General features: G+C 53.5%; 14 protein-coding genes and 1 riboswitch. Of the genes, 11 read left to right on the forward strand and 3 right to left on the reverse strand.

Annotated features, from left to right (window positions below; genetic code table 11):
• Positions 1 to 66: 66 nt before the first annotated feature.
• The 5 genes from carA (at position 67) to J2X61_RS09610 (ending at position 6,271) form a co-directional block, all read left to right on the forward strand.
• Complete coding sequence (gene carA / locus J2X61_RS09590) at positions 67 to 1,239, forward strand: glutamine-hydrolyzing carbamoyl-phosphate synthase small subunit (protein WP_274471039.1); 1,173 nt, start codon at positions 67 to 69, stop codon at positions 1,237 to 1,239.
• On the forward strand, positions 1,226 to 4,435 hold the full coding sequence (carB, locus tag J2X61_RS09595) for a carbamoyl-phosphate synthase large subunit (protein WP_274471040.1): 3,210 nt from the start codon (positions 1,226 to 1,228) through the stop codon (positions 4,433 to 4,435). The genes carA and carB overlap by 14 nt, the downstream gene beginning before the upstream one ends.
• 55 nt (positions 4,436 to 4,490) lie before the next feature.
• Positions 4,491 to 5,180, forward strand: coding sequence for an orotidine-5'-phosphate decarboxylase (pyrF, locus tag J2X61_RS09600; protein ID WP_310187740.1), 690 nt, complete (start codon positions 4,491 to 4,493; stop codon positions 5,178 to 5,180).
• Between the two features lie 42 nt (positions 5,181 to 5,222).
• Positions 5,223 to 5,867, forward strand: a complete 645-nt coding sequence (gene pyrE / locus J2X61_RS09605) for an orotate phosphoribosyltransferase (protein WP_274471041.1) — start codon at positions 5,223 to 5,225, stop codon at positions 5,865 to 5,867.
• 91 nt (positions 5,868 to 5,958) lie between these two features.
• A riboswitch (cyclic di-GMP riboswitch) is annotated at positions 5,959 to 6,045 on the forward strand.
• A gap of 22 nt (positions 6,046 to 6,067) precedes the next feature.
• Positions 6,068 to 6,271: a putative motility protein gene (locus tag J2X61_RS09610; RefSeq protein ID WP_274471042.1), complete on the forward strand. Its 204-nt coding sequence runs from the start codon at positions 6,068 to 6,070 to the stop codon at positions 6,269 to 6,271.
• A gap of 976 nt (positions 6,272 to 7,247) precedes the next feature.
• Here J2X61_RS09610 and J2X61_RS09615 read toward each other — a convergent pair.
• Positions 7,248 to 8,126 (reverse strand): LysR family transcriptional regulator, encoded by an 879-nt coding sequence (locus J2X61_RS09615; protein ID WP_310187544.1) that lies wholly within the window; start codon positions 8,124 to 8,126, stop codon positions 7,248 to 7,250.
• 123 nt (positions 8,127 to 8,249) lie between these two features.
• On the opposite strand from J2X61_RS09615, the gene dapA reads away from it, so the two are divergent.
• Both dapA and J2X61_RS09625 read left to right on the forward strand, forming a co-directional pair.
• Positions 8,250 to 9,125 (forward strand): 4-hydroxy-tetrahydrodipicolinate synthase, encoded by an 876-nt coding sequence (gene dapA / locus J2X61_RS09620; protein ID WP_310187545.1) that lies wholly within the window; start codon positions 8,250 to 8,252, stop codon positions 9,123 to 9,125.
• An 18-nt stretch (positions 9,126 to 9,143) separates the two neighbouring features.
• Positions 9,144 to 9,533 carry a RidA family protein gene (locus tag J2X61_RS09625; protein WP_274471046.1) on the forward strand — a complete coding sequence of 130 codons (390 nt, stop codon included), beginning with the start codon at positions 9,144 to 9,146 and terminating at the stop codon, positions 9,531 to 9,533.
• Between the two features lie 78 nt (positions 9,534 to 9,611).
• Here the strand turns inward: J2X61_RS09625 and J2X61_RS09630 are convergent, their stop codons facing one another.
• Together J2X61_RS09630 and J2X61_RS09635 are read right to left on the reverse strand one after the other, a co-directional pair.
• Entirely contained in the window at positions 9,612 to 10,118 is a 507-nt protein-coding gene (locus J2X61_RS09630) for a GNAT family N-acetyltransferase (RefSeq protein WP_274471047.1), read from the reverse strand.
• A gap of 18 nt (positions 10,119 to 10,136) precedes the next feature.
• Entirely contained in the window at positions 10,137 to 11,546 is a 1,410-nt protein-coding gene (locus J2X61_RS09635) for a dipeptidase (RefSeq protein WP_310187546.1), read from the reverse strand.
• Positions 11,547 to 11,663: 117 nt separating this feature from the next.
• On the opposite strand from J2X61_RS09635, the gene J2X61_RS09640 reads away from it, so the two are divergent.
• From J2X61_RS09640 to J2X61_RS09655, 4 genes are all read left to right on the forward strand, one after another.
• Positions 11,664 to 12,236 carry a GNAT family N-acetyltransferase gene (locus J2X61_RS09640; protein WP_310187547.1) on the forward strand — a complete coding sequence of 191 codons (573 nt, stop codon included), beginning with the start codon at positions 11,664 to 11,666 and terminating at the stop codon, positions 12,234 to 12,236.
• 249 nt (positions 12,237 to 12,485) lie between these two features.
• Positions 12,486 to 13,256: an ABC transporter ATP-binding protein gene (locus tag J2X61_RS09645; protein ID WP_274471051.1), complete on the forward strand. Its 771-nt coding sequence runs from the start codon at positions 12,486 to 12,488 to the stop codon at positions 13,254 to 13,256.
• Positions 13,219 to 14,313 (forward strand): permuted SH3 domain-containing protein, encoded by a 1,095-nt coding sequence (locus tag J2X61_RS09650; RefSeq protein ID WP_274471052.1) that lies wholly within the window; start codon positions 13,219 to 13,221, stop codon positions 14,311 to 14,313. The genes J2X61_RS09645 and J2X61_RS09650 overlap by 38 nt, the downstream gene beginning before the upstream one ends.
• Complete coding sequence (locus tag J2X61_RS09655) at positions 14,313 to 17,246, forward strand: ABC transporter permease (protein WP_310187548.1); 2,934 nt, start codon at positions 14,313 to 14,315, stop codon at positions 17,244 to 17,246. Before J2X61_RS09650 ends, J2X61_RS09655 begins: the two co-directional genes overlap by 1 nt.
• Position 17,247: the final 1 nt, after the last annotated feature.

A 17,247-nucleotide genomic window follows, 5' to 3' on the forward strand; every position in this document is an offset into this window, starting at 1 on the left:
AAATTGAGGACATGACACCTGCGGTTCGTGAGAATCGTTTGACAATAGTGAAGGAGCTGAACATACATGCAGGCAAGATTGTTGCTGGAAGACGGTACGCTTTTTACAGGAAAATCGTTCGGTAGTGAAGGAGAGTCCGTCGGCGAGGTCGTATTCAACACGGGGATTACAGGCTATCAGGAGGTTCTCTCGGATCCATCCTACTGCGGCCAAATCGTTACGATGACGTACCCGTTGGTGGGTAACTACGGTGTGATTCGGGACGATTTTGAATCCGTACGCCCATTCATTCATGGCTTCGTCGTGCGCGAGCATGAAGAAATCCCAAGTAACTGGAGAGCGCAATATACGCTGGGCTCCTTGCTGAAAGAATACGGCATCGTAGGTATCTCCGGGATTGACACGCGGATGCTGACTCGCAAAATCCGCCACCACGGCGTCATGAAAAGCTTGCTGACGACTTCCAATAAATCCGTTGCGGAATTGACGGAAATTTTGCGCGGCACGCCGCTTATGACAGACCAAGTTAGCCGCGTATCCACCAAAAGCGTGTACGGCGCGCCTGGACATAAAGAGCGCATCGTGCTCGTCGATTTCGGCGCGAAAAGCGGTATTATCCGCGATCTGAGCAAACGCGACTGCGACGTCGTCGTTGTGCCTCAAGATGCGACTGCGGAGCAAATCCGCCGCTTGGCACCGGACGGCGTGCTGCTGTCCAACGGCCCTGGGGATCCGAAAGACGTGCCTCACGCAGTTGAGATGATCAAAGGCCTGCTTGGCGACATCCCGTTGTTCGGGATTTGCTTGGGTCACCAGCTGTTCGCACTTGCTTGCGGCGCTGACACCGACAAATTGAAGTTCGGCCACCGCGGCGGCAATCACCCTGTGAAAGAACTGGCTACGGGCCGCTGCTACATCACCTCTCAGAACCATGGTTACACGGTGAAGGAAGAGTCCATCGTGGGTACCGAACTGGAAGTCACCCACATCAATAATAACGACCGTACCATCGAAGGCTTGAAACATAAGAAATTCCCTGCGTTCTCGGTTCAATACCATCCGGAAGCCGCGCCTGGACCTTTTGATTCCAGCTACTTGTTCGATGAATTCGTCGAGCTGATTCGTCAGCACAAACGCGATAACCCGCAGCAGCCGCGCCAAGCGCAAATGCTCGCTCAGTGGAAAGCGTCCACGGCAACGACATCTGTGAAGGAGGAACTGCTTTATGCCAAAAAATAATACACTCAAAAAGATCCTCGTTATCGGTTCCGGTCCGATCGTCATCGGGCAAGCCGCCGAATTCGACTACGCGGGAACACAAGCTTGCCAAGCATTGAAAGAAGAAGGCATGGAAGTCATCCTGATCAACTCCAACCCGGCGACGATCATGACGGACACGAACATGGCCGACAAAGTATATATCGAACCGATCACTCTTGAATTCGTAACACAAATCATTCGCCAAGAACGTCCTGACGGCTTGCTGCCGACACTAGGCGGTCAAACGGGTCTGAACATGGCTGTTGAGCTAGCGCGTGCAGGCGTGCTTGAAGCGGAGAACGTGAAGCTGCTGGGAACGCAGCTTACCGCGATCGAGAAAGCGGAAGACCGCGACCTGTTCAGAGATTTGATGAGAGAATTAGAACAGCCTGTGCCGGATAGCGTTATCGTCACGACGGTTGCTCAAGCGGTTGAATTCGCTAACGAAATCGGCTTCCCGATTATCGTTCGCCCGGCTTACACGCTCGGCGGTACTGGCGGCGGTATTTGTAACACTATGGAAGAGCTGACGGAAATCGTCGCTTCCGGACTTCGCTACAGCCCGATCGGACAATGTCTCGTTGAGCGCAGCATCGCCGGCATGAAAGAAGTCGAGTATGAGGTTATGCGTGACGCGAACGACAACTGTATCGTCGTGTGTAATATGGAGAACTTTGACCCGGTTGGCGTACATACGGGCGACAGTATCGTTGTAGCGCCGAGCCAAACGTTGTCGGACCGCGAGTATCAAATGCTGCGTTCCGCCTCCTTGAAAATCATTCGCGCCTTGAACATCGAAGGCGGTTGTAACGTACAATATGCGCTTGATCCGCACAGCTTCCAATACTATGTCATCGAGGTTAACCCGCGTGTAAGCCGCTCCTCGGCGCTTGCCTCCAAAGCGACGGGCTATCCGATTGCCAAAATGGCGGCTAAAATTGCCATCGGCTACACATTGGACGAAATCATGAATCCGGTAACCGGTCAAACGTATGCATGCTTCGAGCCTGCGCTTGATTATATCGTTTCGAAAATTCCGCGCTGGCCGTTCGATAAGTTTACAGCGGCTAACCGCAAGCTCGGCACACAAATGAAAGCGACTGGAGAAGTCATGGCGATCGGCCGTACGTTCGAAGAGTCCATTCATAAAGCGGTTCGTTCGTTGGAGATCGGCGTTCACCGTCTCTTCCTGAAAGAAACGGATCAGCTGGATAAAGAGACATTGGAACTGCGTCTGCAAAAGCCGGACGACGAGCGCCTGTTCTTGCTGGCTGAAGCGTACCGCAGAGGTTATACGGTAGAGCAGCTCCAGAGCTTGACGAAGATCGACTGGTGGTTCCTGAATAAGCTAGACGGCCTCATCAAGTTCGAGAAAGAGATTGCGGCTGGCGAACTGACTGCAGAACTGATCTTCGAGATTAAACGCAAAGGCTTTACAGACCGCGCCGTTGCCGAAATCCGCACACTTGCCGGATGCTCCAGCTTCATTAATGAAGCGGATGTCAGAGCGTTCCGTTTGAAACATAACATTAAGCCGGTTTACAAAATGGTTGATACTTGCGCAGCCGAATTCGAAGCCTCGACGCCGTACTACTACTCCACGTATGAGCAAGAAGATGAAGTAACGGAAACGACCAAAGAGAAAGTCGTCGTGCTCGGGTCCGGCCCGATCCGGATCGGACAAGGGATTGAATTCGACTACTCCACGGTGCACGCGGTATGGGCGATTCAGGCGGCAGGTTACGAAGCCGTTATTATCAACAACAACCCTGAAACTGTATCTACGGACTTCAACACATCCGACCGCTTGTATTTCGAGCCGCTCTTCTTCGAAGATGTGATGAACGTGATCGAACGCGAGAATCCGATTGGGGTTATCGTTCAGTTCGGCGGACAAACGGCGATTAACCTGGCAGCTCCGCTGGCCAAAGCCGGTGTTCGCATTCTGGGATCCGATCTGGAGAGCATCGATACGGCCGAGGATCGCAAGAAATTCGAAGCGCTGCTCAGCAAGCTGTCCATCGCTCAACCACCGGGCGGAACGGTAACATCGGTGAACGATGCTGTCGGAACAGCGGCCAAATTCGGCTATCCGGTTATCGTTCGTCCATCGTACGTCCTTGGCGGACGCGCAATGGAAATCGTCTACTCCGACCAAGAACTGCTTAGCTACATGGAGTATGCGGTCAAAATCAACCCGGAGCATCCGGTCCTCATTGACCGTTACATGCTGGGCAAAGAGGTAGAGGTTGACGCGATCTGTGACAAAGAAACCGTGCTGATTCCGGGCATCATGGAGCACGTTGAGCGTGCAGGGGTTCACTCCGGCGACTCCATCGCCGTCTACCCGCCGCAATCGATCTCCGATGCGATCAAAGCGCAAATCGTTGAAATCACAACGAAAATCGGTCTTGAACTGAACGTTGTGGGCTTGGTCAACATTCAGTTCGTTATTCATAACGATCAAGTGTACGTGATCGAGGTTAACCCGCGTTCTTCCCGTACAGTGCCGTTCTTGAGCAAAGTTACGAACATTCCGATGGCGAATGTGGCGACTCGCGTCATTATGGGGCAAAAGCTTGCCGACATGGGCTACCAAAGCGGTCTATGGCCGGAAGACAGCTATGTGTCGGTGAAAGTGCCGGTATTCTCCTTCGCGAAGCTGCGCCGCGTCGATACGACGCTTGGACCGGAAATGAAGTCGACGGGCGAGGTTATGGGCCGCGATACGAATTTCGCCAAGGCGCTCTACAAAGGTTTGATCGGTGCAGGCATGAAAATTCCTGCTGCAGGTTCCGTCGTCGTGACTGTGGCTGACAAAGATAAAGAAGAAGCGATTGAGATTCTCAAAGGCTTCTACCGTCTTGGATACAAAATTATCGCAACGGGCGGTACGGCGACAGCGATTCAAGAAGCTGGCCTGCCGGTAACCACGGTGCACAAGCTGAGCGAAGGTTCGCCGAACATTCTGGATCTGATCCGCAGCGGAGAAGCCCAGTTCGTCGTGAACACATTGACTAAAGGCAAAACGCCTGAACGCGACGGCTTCCGTATTCGCCGTGAAGCGGTGGAAAACGGTGTGGTATGTATGACATCGCTTGATACGGTAAGAGCGCTTGTGAATATGCTCGAAGCGATCAACTTCTCCTCCCGTGCAATGCCAGTACATGTCTAAGGAAGAGGTGACGGACTTGACAGTATTAACGCGTACGGATGTCGCCGGCCGTATCATGGTCGCGCTGGACTATGCGAATGCGGCAAGCGCCGAAGGGCTGCTCAAGCAGCTCGAGGGCATTCCTTGCTACGTGAAGGTGGGCATGCAGCTGTTCTATGCTGCAGGTCCCGGCTTCGTCTCCTCCCTGAAAGAGCGCGGCTATAAGGTGTTCCTGGACGTGAAGATGCATGACATCCCGAACACGGTCAAGGGCGGGGCGGAGAGCGTCACGCGCCTCGGTGTGGATCTGTTCAATGTCCATGCCGCCGGTGGCCAGGACATGATGGCTGCCGCCTTGGAAGGTGTGGACAAGGGGCTTGCCTCGGGCGCCGAACGCCCGATCGTTATCGGCGTGACACAGCTGACCAGCACGTCGCAGCAGGTGCTGAACGAAGAGATCGGCCTGACCGGAACGGTCGAGCAGGCCGTCCTTCGCTATGCCCGCCTGGCGCAAGCCGCGGGGCTGCAAGGCGTCGTCGCGTCACCGCTTGAGGTGACGGCGATCAAGGCGGCGTGCGGCGGCGCATTCGTCACCGTGACGCCGGGCATCCGTCCTGCGGGAGCGGATGTAGGCGACCAGTCGCGCATCATGACGCCTCCCGAGGCGTTCGCGCAGGGCACGGACTACGTCGTGATCGGGAGACCGATCACAGGCGCGGCAGATCCTAGAGCGGCGTTGGAATCGATTATCGATTCCGTCTTGTAGCGTCTTGTAGCACCTATCAAAGGAAGGAACGGTGGAAGTCTCATGAGTCAACAGCTTGAAACGATTGCGAAGCATGTGGCAGCTTCACTTTTAGATATCGGTGCGGTTGCGTTAAGACCGCAGCAGCCTTTTACTTGGACATCGGGCTTGAAATCTCCGATCTACTGCGATAACCGTCTGACGATGTCGCACCCTGCGATCCGCGAGGCGATTGCCGACGGTTTCGTCAGCCTGATTCAAGAGAAATTCCCGGATGCTGAAGTCGTTGCCGGCACGGCAACGGCAGGCATTCCTCATGCGGCTTGGGTGGCTCAGAAGCTGGGTCTGCCGATGATCTACATTCGCGACAAAGCGAAAGGCCACGGTAAAGAAAATCTGATCGAAGGCTCTGTGAAGCCGGGTCAGAAGGTTATCGTGATCGAAGATCTGATCTCGACAGGCGGCAGCTCTTTGAAAGCAGCCCTTGCTGTCAAAGAAGCCGGCGCCGCTGCGCTTGGCGTACTTGCGATTTTCTCTTATCAGCTGGATAAAGCAACGGATGCGTTTCAAGCGGCGGACATGCCGCTGCACACCCTCTCGAACTACTCCACATTGCTGGAAGTGGCGCTGGAGAAGGGGGCTATTCAGGAAGCGGATATGGCCTTGCTTCGTTCCTGGAGAGCGAATCCGGCCGAGTACGGCGTATAGGACTGAGCAGTCGATTCGTTGGTGTAGTCGAAGATTGACGAATCGTGCGGTATGAGCCTATACTGGTATTGTGCCAGGTGCAAACCTAACATCTGCGAACCGGCAAATGGCGCGAAAGCGGCAGACGCAAAGCTACAGGGGCTAACCGGCTTCGGCCGTATGCCAGCCAGCTACCGAACGATGAGGGGAGGAGCACGCGAATGAATATCAGCAGCAGCGTCTTCAACGCGATTAGCGGCGGAGATGCCTTGAAGCAAGCTGTTGGCATCCAACTGCTTAGCAAAATGAACGATATGCAGACTGCAGCAGTCAGTACGATGGTACAGGATTTTACCAAGTCCCAGCAGCTGGTTACCGCTTCAGCGGCGCCGCATTTGGGTGGCAACATCGACATCCGCATATAGATGGTTGAAAAGAAAGAAGCCCTACCTTTACGAGAAGGAGGGCTTCTTTTATTTGTGCAGCAGCGTCTTGGCGCAGCTGCGCAAGCAAGCTGTGCACCGGTTGGTTCATAGCGGTGCTTATGCCGGCTGCCGGCTAGCTCCGGCAAATACCCTCCGGGGTGGTTAAACATGCCGCCTCGCCGCTGCACGGTTAACCATGACGATGCAACAAACGGCCTACGGACCGCTGGCGATCCTCCGGCGGGCCGATGGCTACTCGTCTACGATATGACGAAAACCCTACGCCGGCAAACAACGAAATAATAACGAAATAACAACGAAGCAACCACGAGTCAATAACTACCCGCCGATGACCCGCCATCTCAGACGAGCTTAACTGGAAATTATCCCGTTAATTTCATCTTTTGAAAGCGGAATGCTGGAATAAAGGGATTTACTCCCTTTAAAATCTATGCTTGTCCATCAGGCCAGCGTTTTTGATGATAATTAACAGGAGAAATTCCAGTTACACTTCCACTTATAGGAGAAAGTATCGCCTAGCCGGCACTGCATCACTCAGGTCGGTTGCCAACGGTGTTGTAGCCATTCGAATGAGGAAATGGCGAGATGGAGGATGCATATCGTGTTCCGAGTGTGATTGTAAGCAGCTCCGGCTAATACCGACTAGTTTCAATAGCGTTCCGTCTAGCATCAAGTAGCACAAGTAGCTCCAATTAGTAGCATCTGGTTAGCACAATTATCACCATTTAGTATCAATTAGCGCCAAGTAGCATCATATACCACCAACCACCACCAACCAGCACCAACCCTCTCCGTGATACTGCCAATTCATCCCGCTAATGTTAGCTTCGGAAAGGGGAACACACGTATAAAGGGGAACTATTTTTCAGCGGAAGCCTAACGCTTTTCTTGCCTCCCGCTGCTAGGCTCACCTCAGCGCGGCGCTCTATTCACGCTGTCCTTGAGCCGCTGAATCTCAGACACGCCCTGCCGTCAGTAAGCCGATAAATGCCTGTAACGGCTGGGACATCCATTTCTTGGGATGGAGCAGCAGCTGAATGTCTAGTGACAATTGCTCATGCGTAAAAGAGAGCGAAGCCAGCTTGCCCAGCTCCAGCTCGGTTTGCACGGCAATTCTCGGCAGCAGCGCGAGACCTAGACCGTTCATCACGCAATGCTTGATCGTTTCCAGGTTGCCGAGCTCGAAACCGATGTGCAGCGGCACGCCGTGCTCTTTGAGCAGCTTCTCGAACATCCCCCGGTAAATACAGCTTTCTTCCGTAACGATAAATTCCGTTTGCTGAAGGTCACTTAAGCGGACTTGGTCCAGTTGGGTGAAAGGATGCTGCGTGGGTGCAACGAGGACCAGCGGTTCCTCGCGGATTTTCGTACAGGTCAGCAGGGGATCGGCGGGATAGCGGTCAAGGAGCAGCCCGATATCGTAATCGCCTTCTTTGACTTTCGAGATGAGAGACGACTCCGTATCTGGGTAGAGCTGGATGTTGAGGTGGGGATACTTTTGTTTCAAAGCTTGCAGAAAAGGGGGCAGGAAGTATGCTGCGAGCGAATTGATCGTCCCGATTGTCAATGTTCCGGCCGCTTGGCTTGTCAGCATTTCATGAGATTGATCGTACAAATCAAGCATTTGGGAAGCAAGCCTCAGCAGCGTTTCACCCGGTGCCGTCAGCCGCAGCTGGCGCCCATACCGCTCGAAGAGCGGAACGCCATACTCTCGCTCCAGCTTCTGGATCTGCATCGTTACGCTGGATTGTGCATAGCCCAGTTCTTCGCCGGCTTTGGTGAAGCTCTTTCTTCGGGCGACCTCTCGAAACGTTCGGAAATAGGTTAGATCCACCGGAGCCCCTCCGTTCATTATCAAAATTTTTGATGAGACTTATCATTTATTATAGCTAACTGTGATGTGATGTTCCATGCTAAAGTATGTTTACATCATATTTTTAACGGGGAGTGGGCGCATATGCTAAAAGAGCAAGATTTGCAAGGGATATATGTTCCGATTATTACACCATTTGATGAGGATGAAGAGGTGGATGCCGCTTCCTTTTATAATCATGCCTATCAATTGTTTCAAGATGAAGTTAATGGAATTGTGGTGAATGGCACGACTGGGGAATCGCCGACAATATCCAATGAAGAATTAGGAATCCTGTTCGCTTCTGCCCAGGCAGCCAGAGAAGCTGCACATGTGCAGGTGCCGCTCGTCGTAGGTACGGGGACGAATGAGACGCGCGGGACGGTGCGGAAGACCGAAGCGGCCGGCAAGCTGGGAGCAGATGCTGCTTTGGTGGTTGTGCCGTATTACAACAAGCCGAGCCAGCAGGGGGTCATCGAGCATTTTCGCCAGGTTGCTAGTGTGGGGGTGCCGGTTATTCTGTATGAGGTCCCGCATCGGACTGGAATAACCTTGGAGCTGGATACGGTTCGAGCGATCTTGGAGCTTGACGGCGTCATTGGGATGAAAGACAGCACGCCTAACACACATTTGGTAACCGAGCTTACCCGACTGGGATCCAAACCTGTACTTTGCGGGGAAGACTCGCTGCTGTATCCTGCGCTGCAATCCGGAGCCAAAGGCGCGATGAGCGCATCCGCCAACGTTGAGACGGAGCGGTTTGTCTCCTTGTACCGTCATTTTGTATCCGGTGAGTATGAGGAGAGCCGCCAACTATTTGAACAATTGCGACCGCTCGTTCGGCTGCTTTTCCAAGAGCCCAATCCGGCTCCGCTGAAATGGCTGCTCGAACAACAAGGCGTCATCGAATCCGCGGCGCTTCGGCTGCCTCTCCTGCCGGTGTCGCAAAGCTTACGCGAGAAGTTAGCCGACTTTGTCTAGAAGGGGGAAGTAGGAAGTATGACACGCACAAGAGTATATACGGGCTCGCCTTGGGAACCGCTCGTCGGTTACTGCAGGGCGATTCGAGTAGGGAACCGCATTGAGGTTGCCGGTACGACAGCTATGAAAGACGGCGAGGTTGTCGGGGTTGGGAATCCGTATGAACAAGCGCGGTTCGTTCTGCAGACGATTGAACAGGCGCTTCGGGAGCTTGGCGCCGGCATGTCGGATGTTATCCGCACGCGCATGTATGTCACGGATATTGCCTTATGGGAGGAGTTCGGCCGGGCACACGGCGAATTTTTCCGGGAGGTTCAGCCTGCGGCTACGATGGTCGAGGTGAAAGCTTTGATTGACCCGAGGTTGATGATCGAGATTGAGGCTGAGGCTCTGATAAGCGAATCATAAGCAAAAAGCGCTTCCCGCATGGACGCCGACAAACGTCGACCTCCAACTTGCGGAAAGCGCTTTTTGTTGTGAACAAGTTTAACCGACCCGTTTGCCGAGGATGATCAGATCGCGTTCGATCCCGTCCAGCTCGGCGATACCCGGCAGATGGGCCCAACTCTCGAAGCCGAACTTACGGAATAACGCCAGGCTCGGTTCATTGTGTCCGAATATAAATCCTAACAGCGTTTTGAGCCCAAGTCTAGGGCAAGCTTCAATAGCTCGCTCCATCAAATAGCGGCCGATGCCCTGTCCGCGGACGGACTCGTCGATATAAATGCTGACTTCCGCCGTGGCATTATAAGCCGGACGGCCATAGAACGATTGAAAGCTGAGCCACCCGCATATTCCGTTCTCATTCTCAAGCACCCATAGCGGTCTGAAATCCGCGGAATGCTCGTGAAACCAGTTTTCCCGGCTTCCCGCCGTCACCGGCTCCGTATCAGCGGTAACCATGCGTCCGGCGATCGTCGAATTATAAATGCGTACAATTTCCGCGAGGTCTTCCAAGCGCGCGTCGCGGAGCGTGAGCCGATCTGTGTTCATAGCGTTCAATCCATCCCCTTATGCTTGTTCATTCGATTCCGCGAGCTTCAGCCAGAAGCGGCAGATCGTTTCGGTTCCTTTATCCCAGTTGTCCAGATGGAAATGCTCGTTCGGCGCGTGGAGGTTTTCCCCTGGCAGACCGAAGCCCAGCAGAACGACGGGGGCATCGAGCACCCGGCCCAACACCTCAACGATCGGGATTGAACCACCGCTTCGGGTATAGACGGGCCAAGCTCCATATGTGTCTTCATAAGCGCTTGCGGCCGCGACCATCACCGGCTCGTCGATCGGAGTAATGAACGGATTGCCGCGGAGCTGGCGGTCCAGTGTTATTTTGACGCCCGGCAGCGATTGCGCATGGATATGCGCTTCGATCGCATCCATAATCTCATCGGGCTGCTGCGCTGCGACGAGGCGGCAGGCGATTTTGGCGGAGGCCCGGTTCGGAATGATCGGTTTGATGCCTTCCCCTTGAAATCCGCCGCTGACGGATGTAATTTCCAATGTCGGTCTGGACGTCGTCTGCTCATAGAACGAGAAGCCTTTCTCCCCGTATAAGACCGGCACGTCGAGATCGGCCCGCACTTTCTGCTCATCCGGCTCAACCTGTTTGAACGATTCGCGCTCTTTGTCGGAAAGCTCAATGACACGGTCGTAAAAGCCTTCGACCGCAACGCGGCCTTCGGCGTCGTGGAAAGAGCTCAGCAGCTTCGATAGGGCATGAATCGGATTCTGAACAGCGCCTCCGAACAAACCCGAATGCAGATCGCTGTTCGCGCCGTCAATCGTAATTTCAAAGGCGGCAAGCCCGCGCAGTCCGTACATCAACGCCGGTTTGCCAGGCCCATGCATCTGGGTATCGGACAGTGTGACCGCATCCGCTTTCAGCTTGTCTTGATATTTCTCGACGAAAGCGGGGAGGTGCTTGCTCGCGATTTCTTCTTCGCCCTCAATGCAGAACTTGACATTCACCGGCAAACTGCCGTGTGTACGCAGAAATGCTTCTACGGCTTTGACGTAAAGCAGCACTTGCCCTTTGTCGTCGGTGCTTCCTCTACCGAACAGCTTGCCGTCGCGAATCGTCGGTTCGAAGGGCGGCGTTTCCCAAAGCTCCAGAGGCTCCGGAGGCTGAACGTCATAATGCCCGTAGATGAGTACGGTCGGCTTTCCTTCCGCATGCAGCCAATCTCCGTAGACGACAGGGTGGCCTCCGGTCGGCATGATCTCAATATTTTCCAGACCTGCCGCTTTCATTGATGCTGCGACCCACTCCGCACAGCGCTCCATATCGGGCACGTGCTGCGTGACAGCGCTAATGCTCGGAATCCGCAGAAACTGCATGAGTTCCTCTATATGTTGATTCCTTTGCTTTTCCAAATAGCTTTTGACGGTATCGATCATATCTGTAATCTCCTTTTTTGCAGCCATCCTAAAAAAACTGCCATTCATAATTTCCCCAAAGTCCGGTAAATTCCTGCAATGAAATTAACAATTTGCGTGGAGTGAGTAGTTGCGGGTATGATGATGTAACGCTATATGTGAACATTGAAGGAAGCGAGGGAAGCTATCATGCAGGCGTTAATGAAGACGGACCGTATGTCGCTGCTGAAGTTCGACCGGTCCTCGGCTGGGCTCGTACTGGACTATGTGCTCCGCAATCGGGCTTTTCTGCAAGCATGGGAACCGGAGCGGAATGACGATTATTATACAGAAGAGTTTCAAGCGGATCTTTTGGACAAAGAATCCAAGCTCATCGTGGATGGACATTTATTCAAGGTGTGGATGCAATATGAGGGGGCGCTGATCGGCTCCATTGCCCTGAGCAATATTGTCCGCGGGGCGTTCCAATCCTGCCATCTGGGCTATCGGATGGACGAGCGGCTCGCGAATCGCGGTCTGATGACGGAAGGGGTAAGGGCTGTCATCTCCTATGCGTTCGACGTCATAAATTTGCACAGAATCGAAGCCAACATCATGCCTCGCAACGTCGCCTCGCTTATGGTTGTGAAGAAGCTGGGCTTCTACGAGGAAGGGCTGGCCTATAAATATTTGAAAATAAACGGCGTTTGGGAGGATCACCTTCATATGGTGCTTCGTAACGAGGCTATGGAATCGTAAGGGTAAGAGAACAGGACTGTCTTGGAAAGTCGGAAACGGCTTCCGGGATGGTCTTTTCTTTTTGGGAAAAATTAGGTAATAAGTTGGATGACACTATTTTACATTTAATAGTATATTTTAATAGATTCATGCAGAGATGTCTGGCTAAAAAACTTTCAGCAAATTTTCAGCTTCTTGTAACTTTTTTTGCAGATGCTCCGTCTTATTAATACAACATTCCATTATGGAAATGAAAGGAAGACTTGCCATATGGCGAAATGGTTTCGCAAACAAAGCCCTGCCGAAGGCGTAACGATCGAAGAGGAGCCGCCTGCTGCCGAGCAGTTTCCTTCGCGCTTTCCCTCGGATTCGCCACTGCTGACCGTTAAGGGCGTACATCGATCCTTCCAGGTTGGCGGTGAGCGGCTGGAGGTGCTGAAAGGCATCAACATGGAGCTAAGACCGCTTCAGCTCGTTATGCTCAAAGGGCGTTCAGGCTCAGGGAAAACGACGCTGTTGAATATGATCGGAGGACTTGATCAACCGAACGAAGGAGAGATCCAGTTCCTGAACCATGCGTTCCATCTGAACGGCGATGATGAGAGAACGCTTGTTCGGCGCAAGGAAATCGGGTTTATTTTTCAATCTTATGCGTTAATGCCGCTATTGTCCGCCTGGGAGAATGTGGAGCTTGCGCTTCGAATGGCCGGAGTTCCAAGATCCCAATGGAAAGAGCGGGTCGCGTACTGCCTTGATCTCGTGGGTTTAAGCAAGCGCATGCATCACCGTCCTTTCGAGCTGTCGGGAGGCGAGCAGCAGCGCGTAGCGATCGCGAAGGCGATTGCCCACAAGCCGGCTCTCATTCTGGCCGATGAGCCGACGGCTGAGCTGGACTCCCAGATGGGAGCGCAGATCATGTCCGTGTTCCGAAGTATGATCGCAACTGAGCAGGTTACGATCTGTATGACTACCCATGACCCTACAATTTTGGAGGTTGCCGATCATGTTTATGAAATGGTGGACGGTAAATTCGTCTCCTAGCTGGTTGAAACCAGCAGCTGCACTTATAGTATGTACAACTTTATTGTTCGCTACCGGCTGTTCACTGCTGCCCAAGGAGCAGGAGGAGGAGGCGCTTCCGACGATTAATCCGCCGAAGCTGTCCAAGAAGCCCGAATATACGGTCAAAACGGAAACGCTGGAAACGAAAGTGAGAGGAAGCGGGCGTTTGATGGCGCTGCAGGAAGAGAAGCTGTTTTTCTCGGAAGATATGAGTTCCAAGCGGATTAGCGCCATTCTGGTCAAGAACGGAGATGCCGTTGAGAAGGGGCAGCCTATTGCGGAACTGGACGTCTCGGACCTGGAGAGCGATTTGAAGCGTAAGAAGCTGGAGACGCGCAAGGATGAACTGACGATGATTGAGACGCTGCGCAAAGCTGACGAAATGACGCCGGAACAGGTGGAGCAGGCGAAGATTGATTTTGAACTGAAGCGGGAAGAGCTGACGAAGCTTGAGACGCAAGTCAGCAAATCGAAGCTTCTCGCCCCGTTCAGCGGAACGATCGTCAGCGTGACGGCGAAGAAGGGCGATACGGTGAAGACGGACGAATCCGTCGCAACATTAGCCGACCTGAACGAATTGACGGTAGCGGCAAGCATTTCCGCCGACGATGCGAAGAAGGTCGCCATCGGGATGGAGGCGCTCGTCGATATTAATTCTGCCGGACAGCACAAAGGGAAGGTCAAGCAGCTGCCTATCCCGCAAGCGGACGGCAACAATAACGGCGGTTTCCCGGGGGATGGACAAGGCGGGAGACAGGATTCGATCGATCAATATTTGGTCGTTCAGCTGGATGAGTTTCCCAAGGGGCTGAATCGAGGGACTCCGCTTAGCGTGACGATCATTACACAGCGCAAAGAGAATGCGACGACCATTCCGCTTGCGGCGCTGCGTTCGTACTCCGGCAGAAATTACGTGCAAGTCATCGACAATCAAGGCGTTAAGAAGGAAGTCGATGTGGAGATCGGCCAACAGACGTCCACGGATGTGGAGATTGTGAAGGGGCTTACCGCCGGGCAGAAAGTAGTTGGTCGCTGATGTCAATACCGATGCTTCGGTTTCTATTTCGGAAGATGTGGAATACACGCTGGCTGACGTTATCCACTTTGCTTGGTTTAATCATGGCGGTCGCCTTCACCACGAGCATCCCGATGTATGCGGACGGCTCCTTGAAGCGGGTCGTAGCCAAGTCGCTGGAAGAGAAGAGCAGCGGATTGCCGGCAGGCTCCTTGCTCATGAGGTACCAGGCAGTGGGGAACGAACGCGCAGGGTTGGAAGAGTTGAAGGACGTCAATGTCTACATAGGTGATGAAATTCCCAAGGAACTCGGCTTTCCCGTTCAAACTTATGCTCAAAGCTATACGATCAAGGGATCTCAGATGTCTCCTGCCGATCCGTCCAAGGTGGATCCCAGCAAACGGCGGCAGATGACCATCACGACATGGAGCGGGCTGAACGAGCATGTGGAATGGACTGTCGGCCAAATGGCCGGCAATCAAGTGCAAGGCGGCATCGTGGATACAGTCGTACTTGAAGAAGCCCTATACCGCAACGATTTGCATATCGGGGATGTATTCAACTATTCCGTTTCCGGCGCAGGAGGCAGCCAGCTGCTGAAGGTCAGGATCGTCGGCGCCTTCAAGCCGAAGGACGAAACGGACGCCTACTGGTTTCAAGGCTTCGAAGGGATGATTAATGCCCTTATCGTACCTGATGATGTTTTTATGAAAACCTTGTTGATGGAGAAGAAGATTCCGCTCCAGCTCGCCAACTGGTATTATGCCTTCGATTTGCGCAACATTCAAACGAGCCAATTGTCGCCGCTTGACCGTCAATTGGAGAGGCTGGATATCAATCTGTTCCAGAAGTTGAAAAATACGAAGGTCGATGTTTCCTTCAAGCCCATTTTGGCGGAATTTAAGGCGCAAAGCTTGCAGATGCAGATTTTGTTATTTACGCTGGCTGCGCCGATGATCGCCATGGTGTTCTACTACATCGTCATGAATGCCAGACAATCGCTCGACCGGCAGCGTGGCGTCATCGCTACGCTGCGAAGCAGGGGGGGAAGCACGAGGCAAATCATTGGGGTTTATTTCTTGGAAGGTCTGTTGCTGGGGATCGTCGCGCTCGTACTTGGACCGCTCTTGGGCTGGTTCATGGCGAAAAGTATCGGGTCGTCAAGCGGCTTCCTGACCTTCGTCGACCGCCAATCGATCCCGGTCGGCTTTACACCGGAAGCGATGCTCTACGGCGGGCTAGCCGTACTCATTGCCATACTGGCAAGTGTCATCCCGGCGATTCTGTTTGCCAAGTCGTCGATTGTTAACTATAAGCAGCTCCTGGCGCGCTCCGACCGGTCGCCGATTTGGCAGCGGTGGTTTCTCGACATTGTGCTGCTGGGAATCGTCGGCTACGGCTATTATTTATTCGATCAGCGTCAAATTCTGTCTGTGCAAACCGGTCTGACAACGGATCAGCTTCAAGTGCATCCGCTGCTGTTCTTCGTGCCGGCGCTCTCGATTTTCGCGCTCGGACTCTTTTTTCTGCGCGTTTTCCCTTGGCTGCTGCGTCTGTTCGGGTGGCTCGGCCGAAGATTCCTGCCTGTGCCGCTTTACTTGACGCTCGTGCAGCTATCTCGCTCGTCCAAGGCGTATTATCCCTTAATGCTGCTGCTTGTTCTCACTCTCGGACTCGGCGTCTATAATTCCTCGGCCGCACGCACGATTGATCTGAACTCGACGGAAAGGACGCTGTACCAATACGGAACCGATGTCGTCATGCAGACTGTCTGGGAGGGCTTCTCGGATGATTTGCCGAAAGATCCGAATGCAGGCGGCGGTACGCAGGGAGGAGGGAATCCCGGAGCAGGGGGGAATGGCGGAACCGGAAGTGGGCAAGGCGGTCAAGGCGGTCAAGGCGGTCAAGGTGGAGGCCAAGGCGGGGGAAATCCCGGCGAAGAGCCGCCTTCGAAGATCCGCTACGTCGAGCCGCCGTTCCAAATTTTCCGCGAGCTGGAAGGCGTTCAGGCGGCGGCCAGAGTGCTACAAACCAAAGGCAATGTCGTCGTTTCCGGCAAATCCACAGGCCAAGGCATGGTGATGGGAATCGACAATGTCGACTTTGCCCAAGTGGCCTGGTTCCGGCCGGATCTGTTCCCGGCGCAACCGCATCAATATTTGAATTTGCTGGGCAGCTATGAGCAAGCGGTTATTATTCCGGCCAATTATGCCAGCAAGTATGCGCTTAAGCCCGGAGATCTGCTGTCGATTACAATCAGTCAGCAGCCGGTGGAATTCGTCATCGTCGGCATATTGCCGTACTGGCCGAGTCAGTATCCCGATCAAATCCCTTTCTTCATTACGAATCTGGATTACGTGTACGATCAAGCCCCGATGGTTCCTTATGACGTATGGCTCAAAATGAAGCCGGACGCCAAGGTGGCACCGCTCATCACCGCTCTGCAAGCCAAAGGCATCGAGCTGGCTTCCGTGAAAGACGTACGGAACGAGCTTATCGTCCAGAAGAAGCTCCCGGCTAGGGGCGGGGTGTTCGGGATTCTTAGCTTGGGCTTTATCGTATCGGTCCTCGTTTCTTTGATCGGCTACATGCTGTATTGGTTCTTTAATTTATCAAGCCGTGTCGTCCAGTTCGGCGTGCTGCGCGCCATGGGGCTGTCCCGCAAACAGTTGACGGGAATGCTGCTGCTGGAGCAAATCTTTACCGCAGGCTTATCGATCGTATTAGGTATTGTCATCGGGAAGCTGACGAGTTACTTCTTCCTGCCTTTCCTGCAAACCTCGCAAAATGTGAAAACGCAGGTTCCGCCGTTCCGGGTCGTATTTGACTCCAAAGACACGTATCAGCTCTATTTCGTCGTAGCGTTCATGATGGCAACCGGGGCCTTACTGCTCTTTCTACATATTAGAAGGCTGCGCGTTCATCAAGCTGTGAAGCTCGGAGAGGAGAAATAGA

It is taken from the genome of Bacillus sp. 3255 (genome assembly GCF_031456485.1).
Taxonomy (GTDB): domain Bacteria; phylum Bacillota; class Bacilli; order Paenibacillales; family NBRC-103111; genus Paenibacillus_E.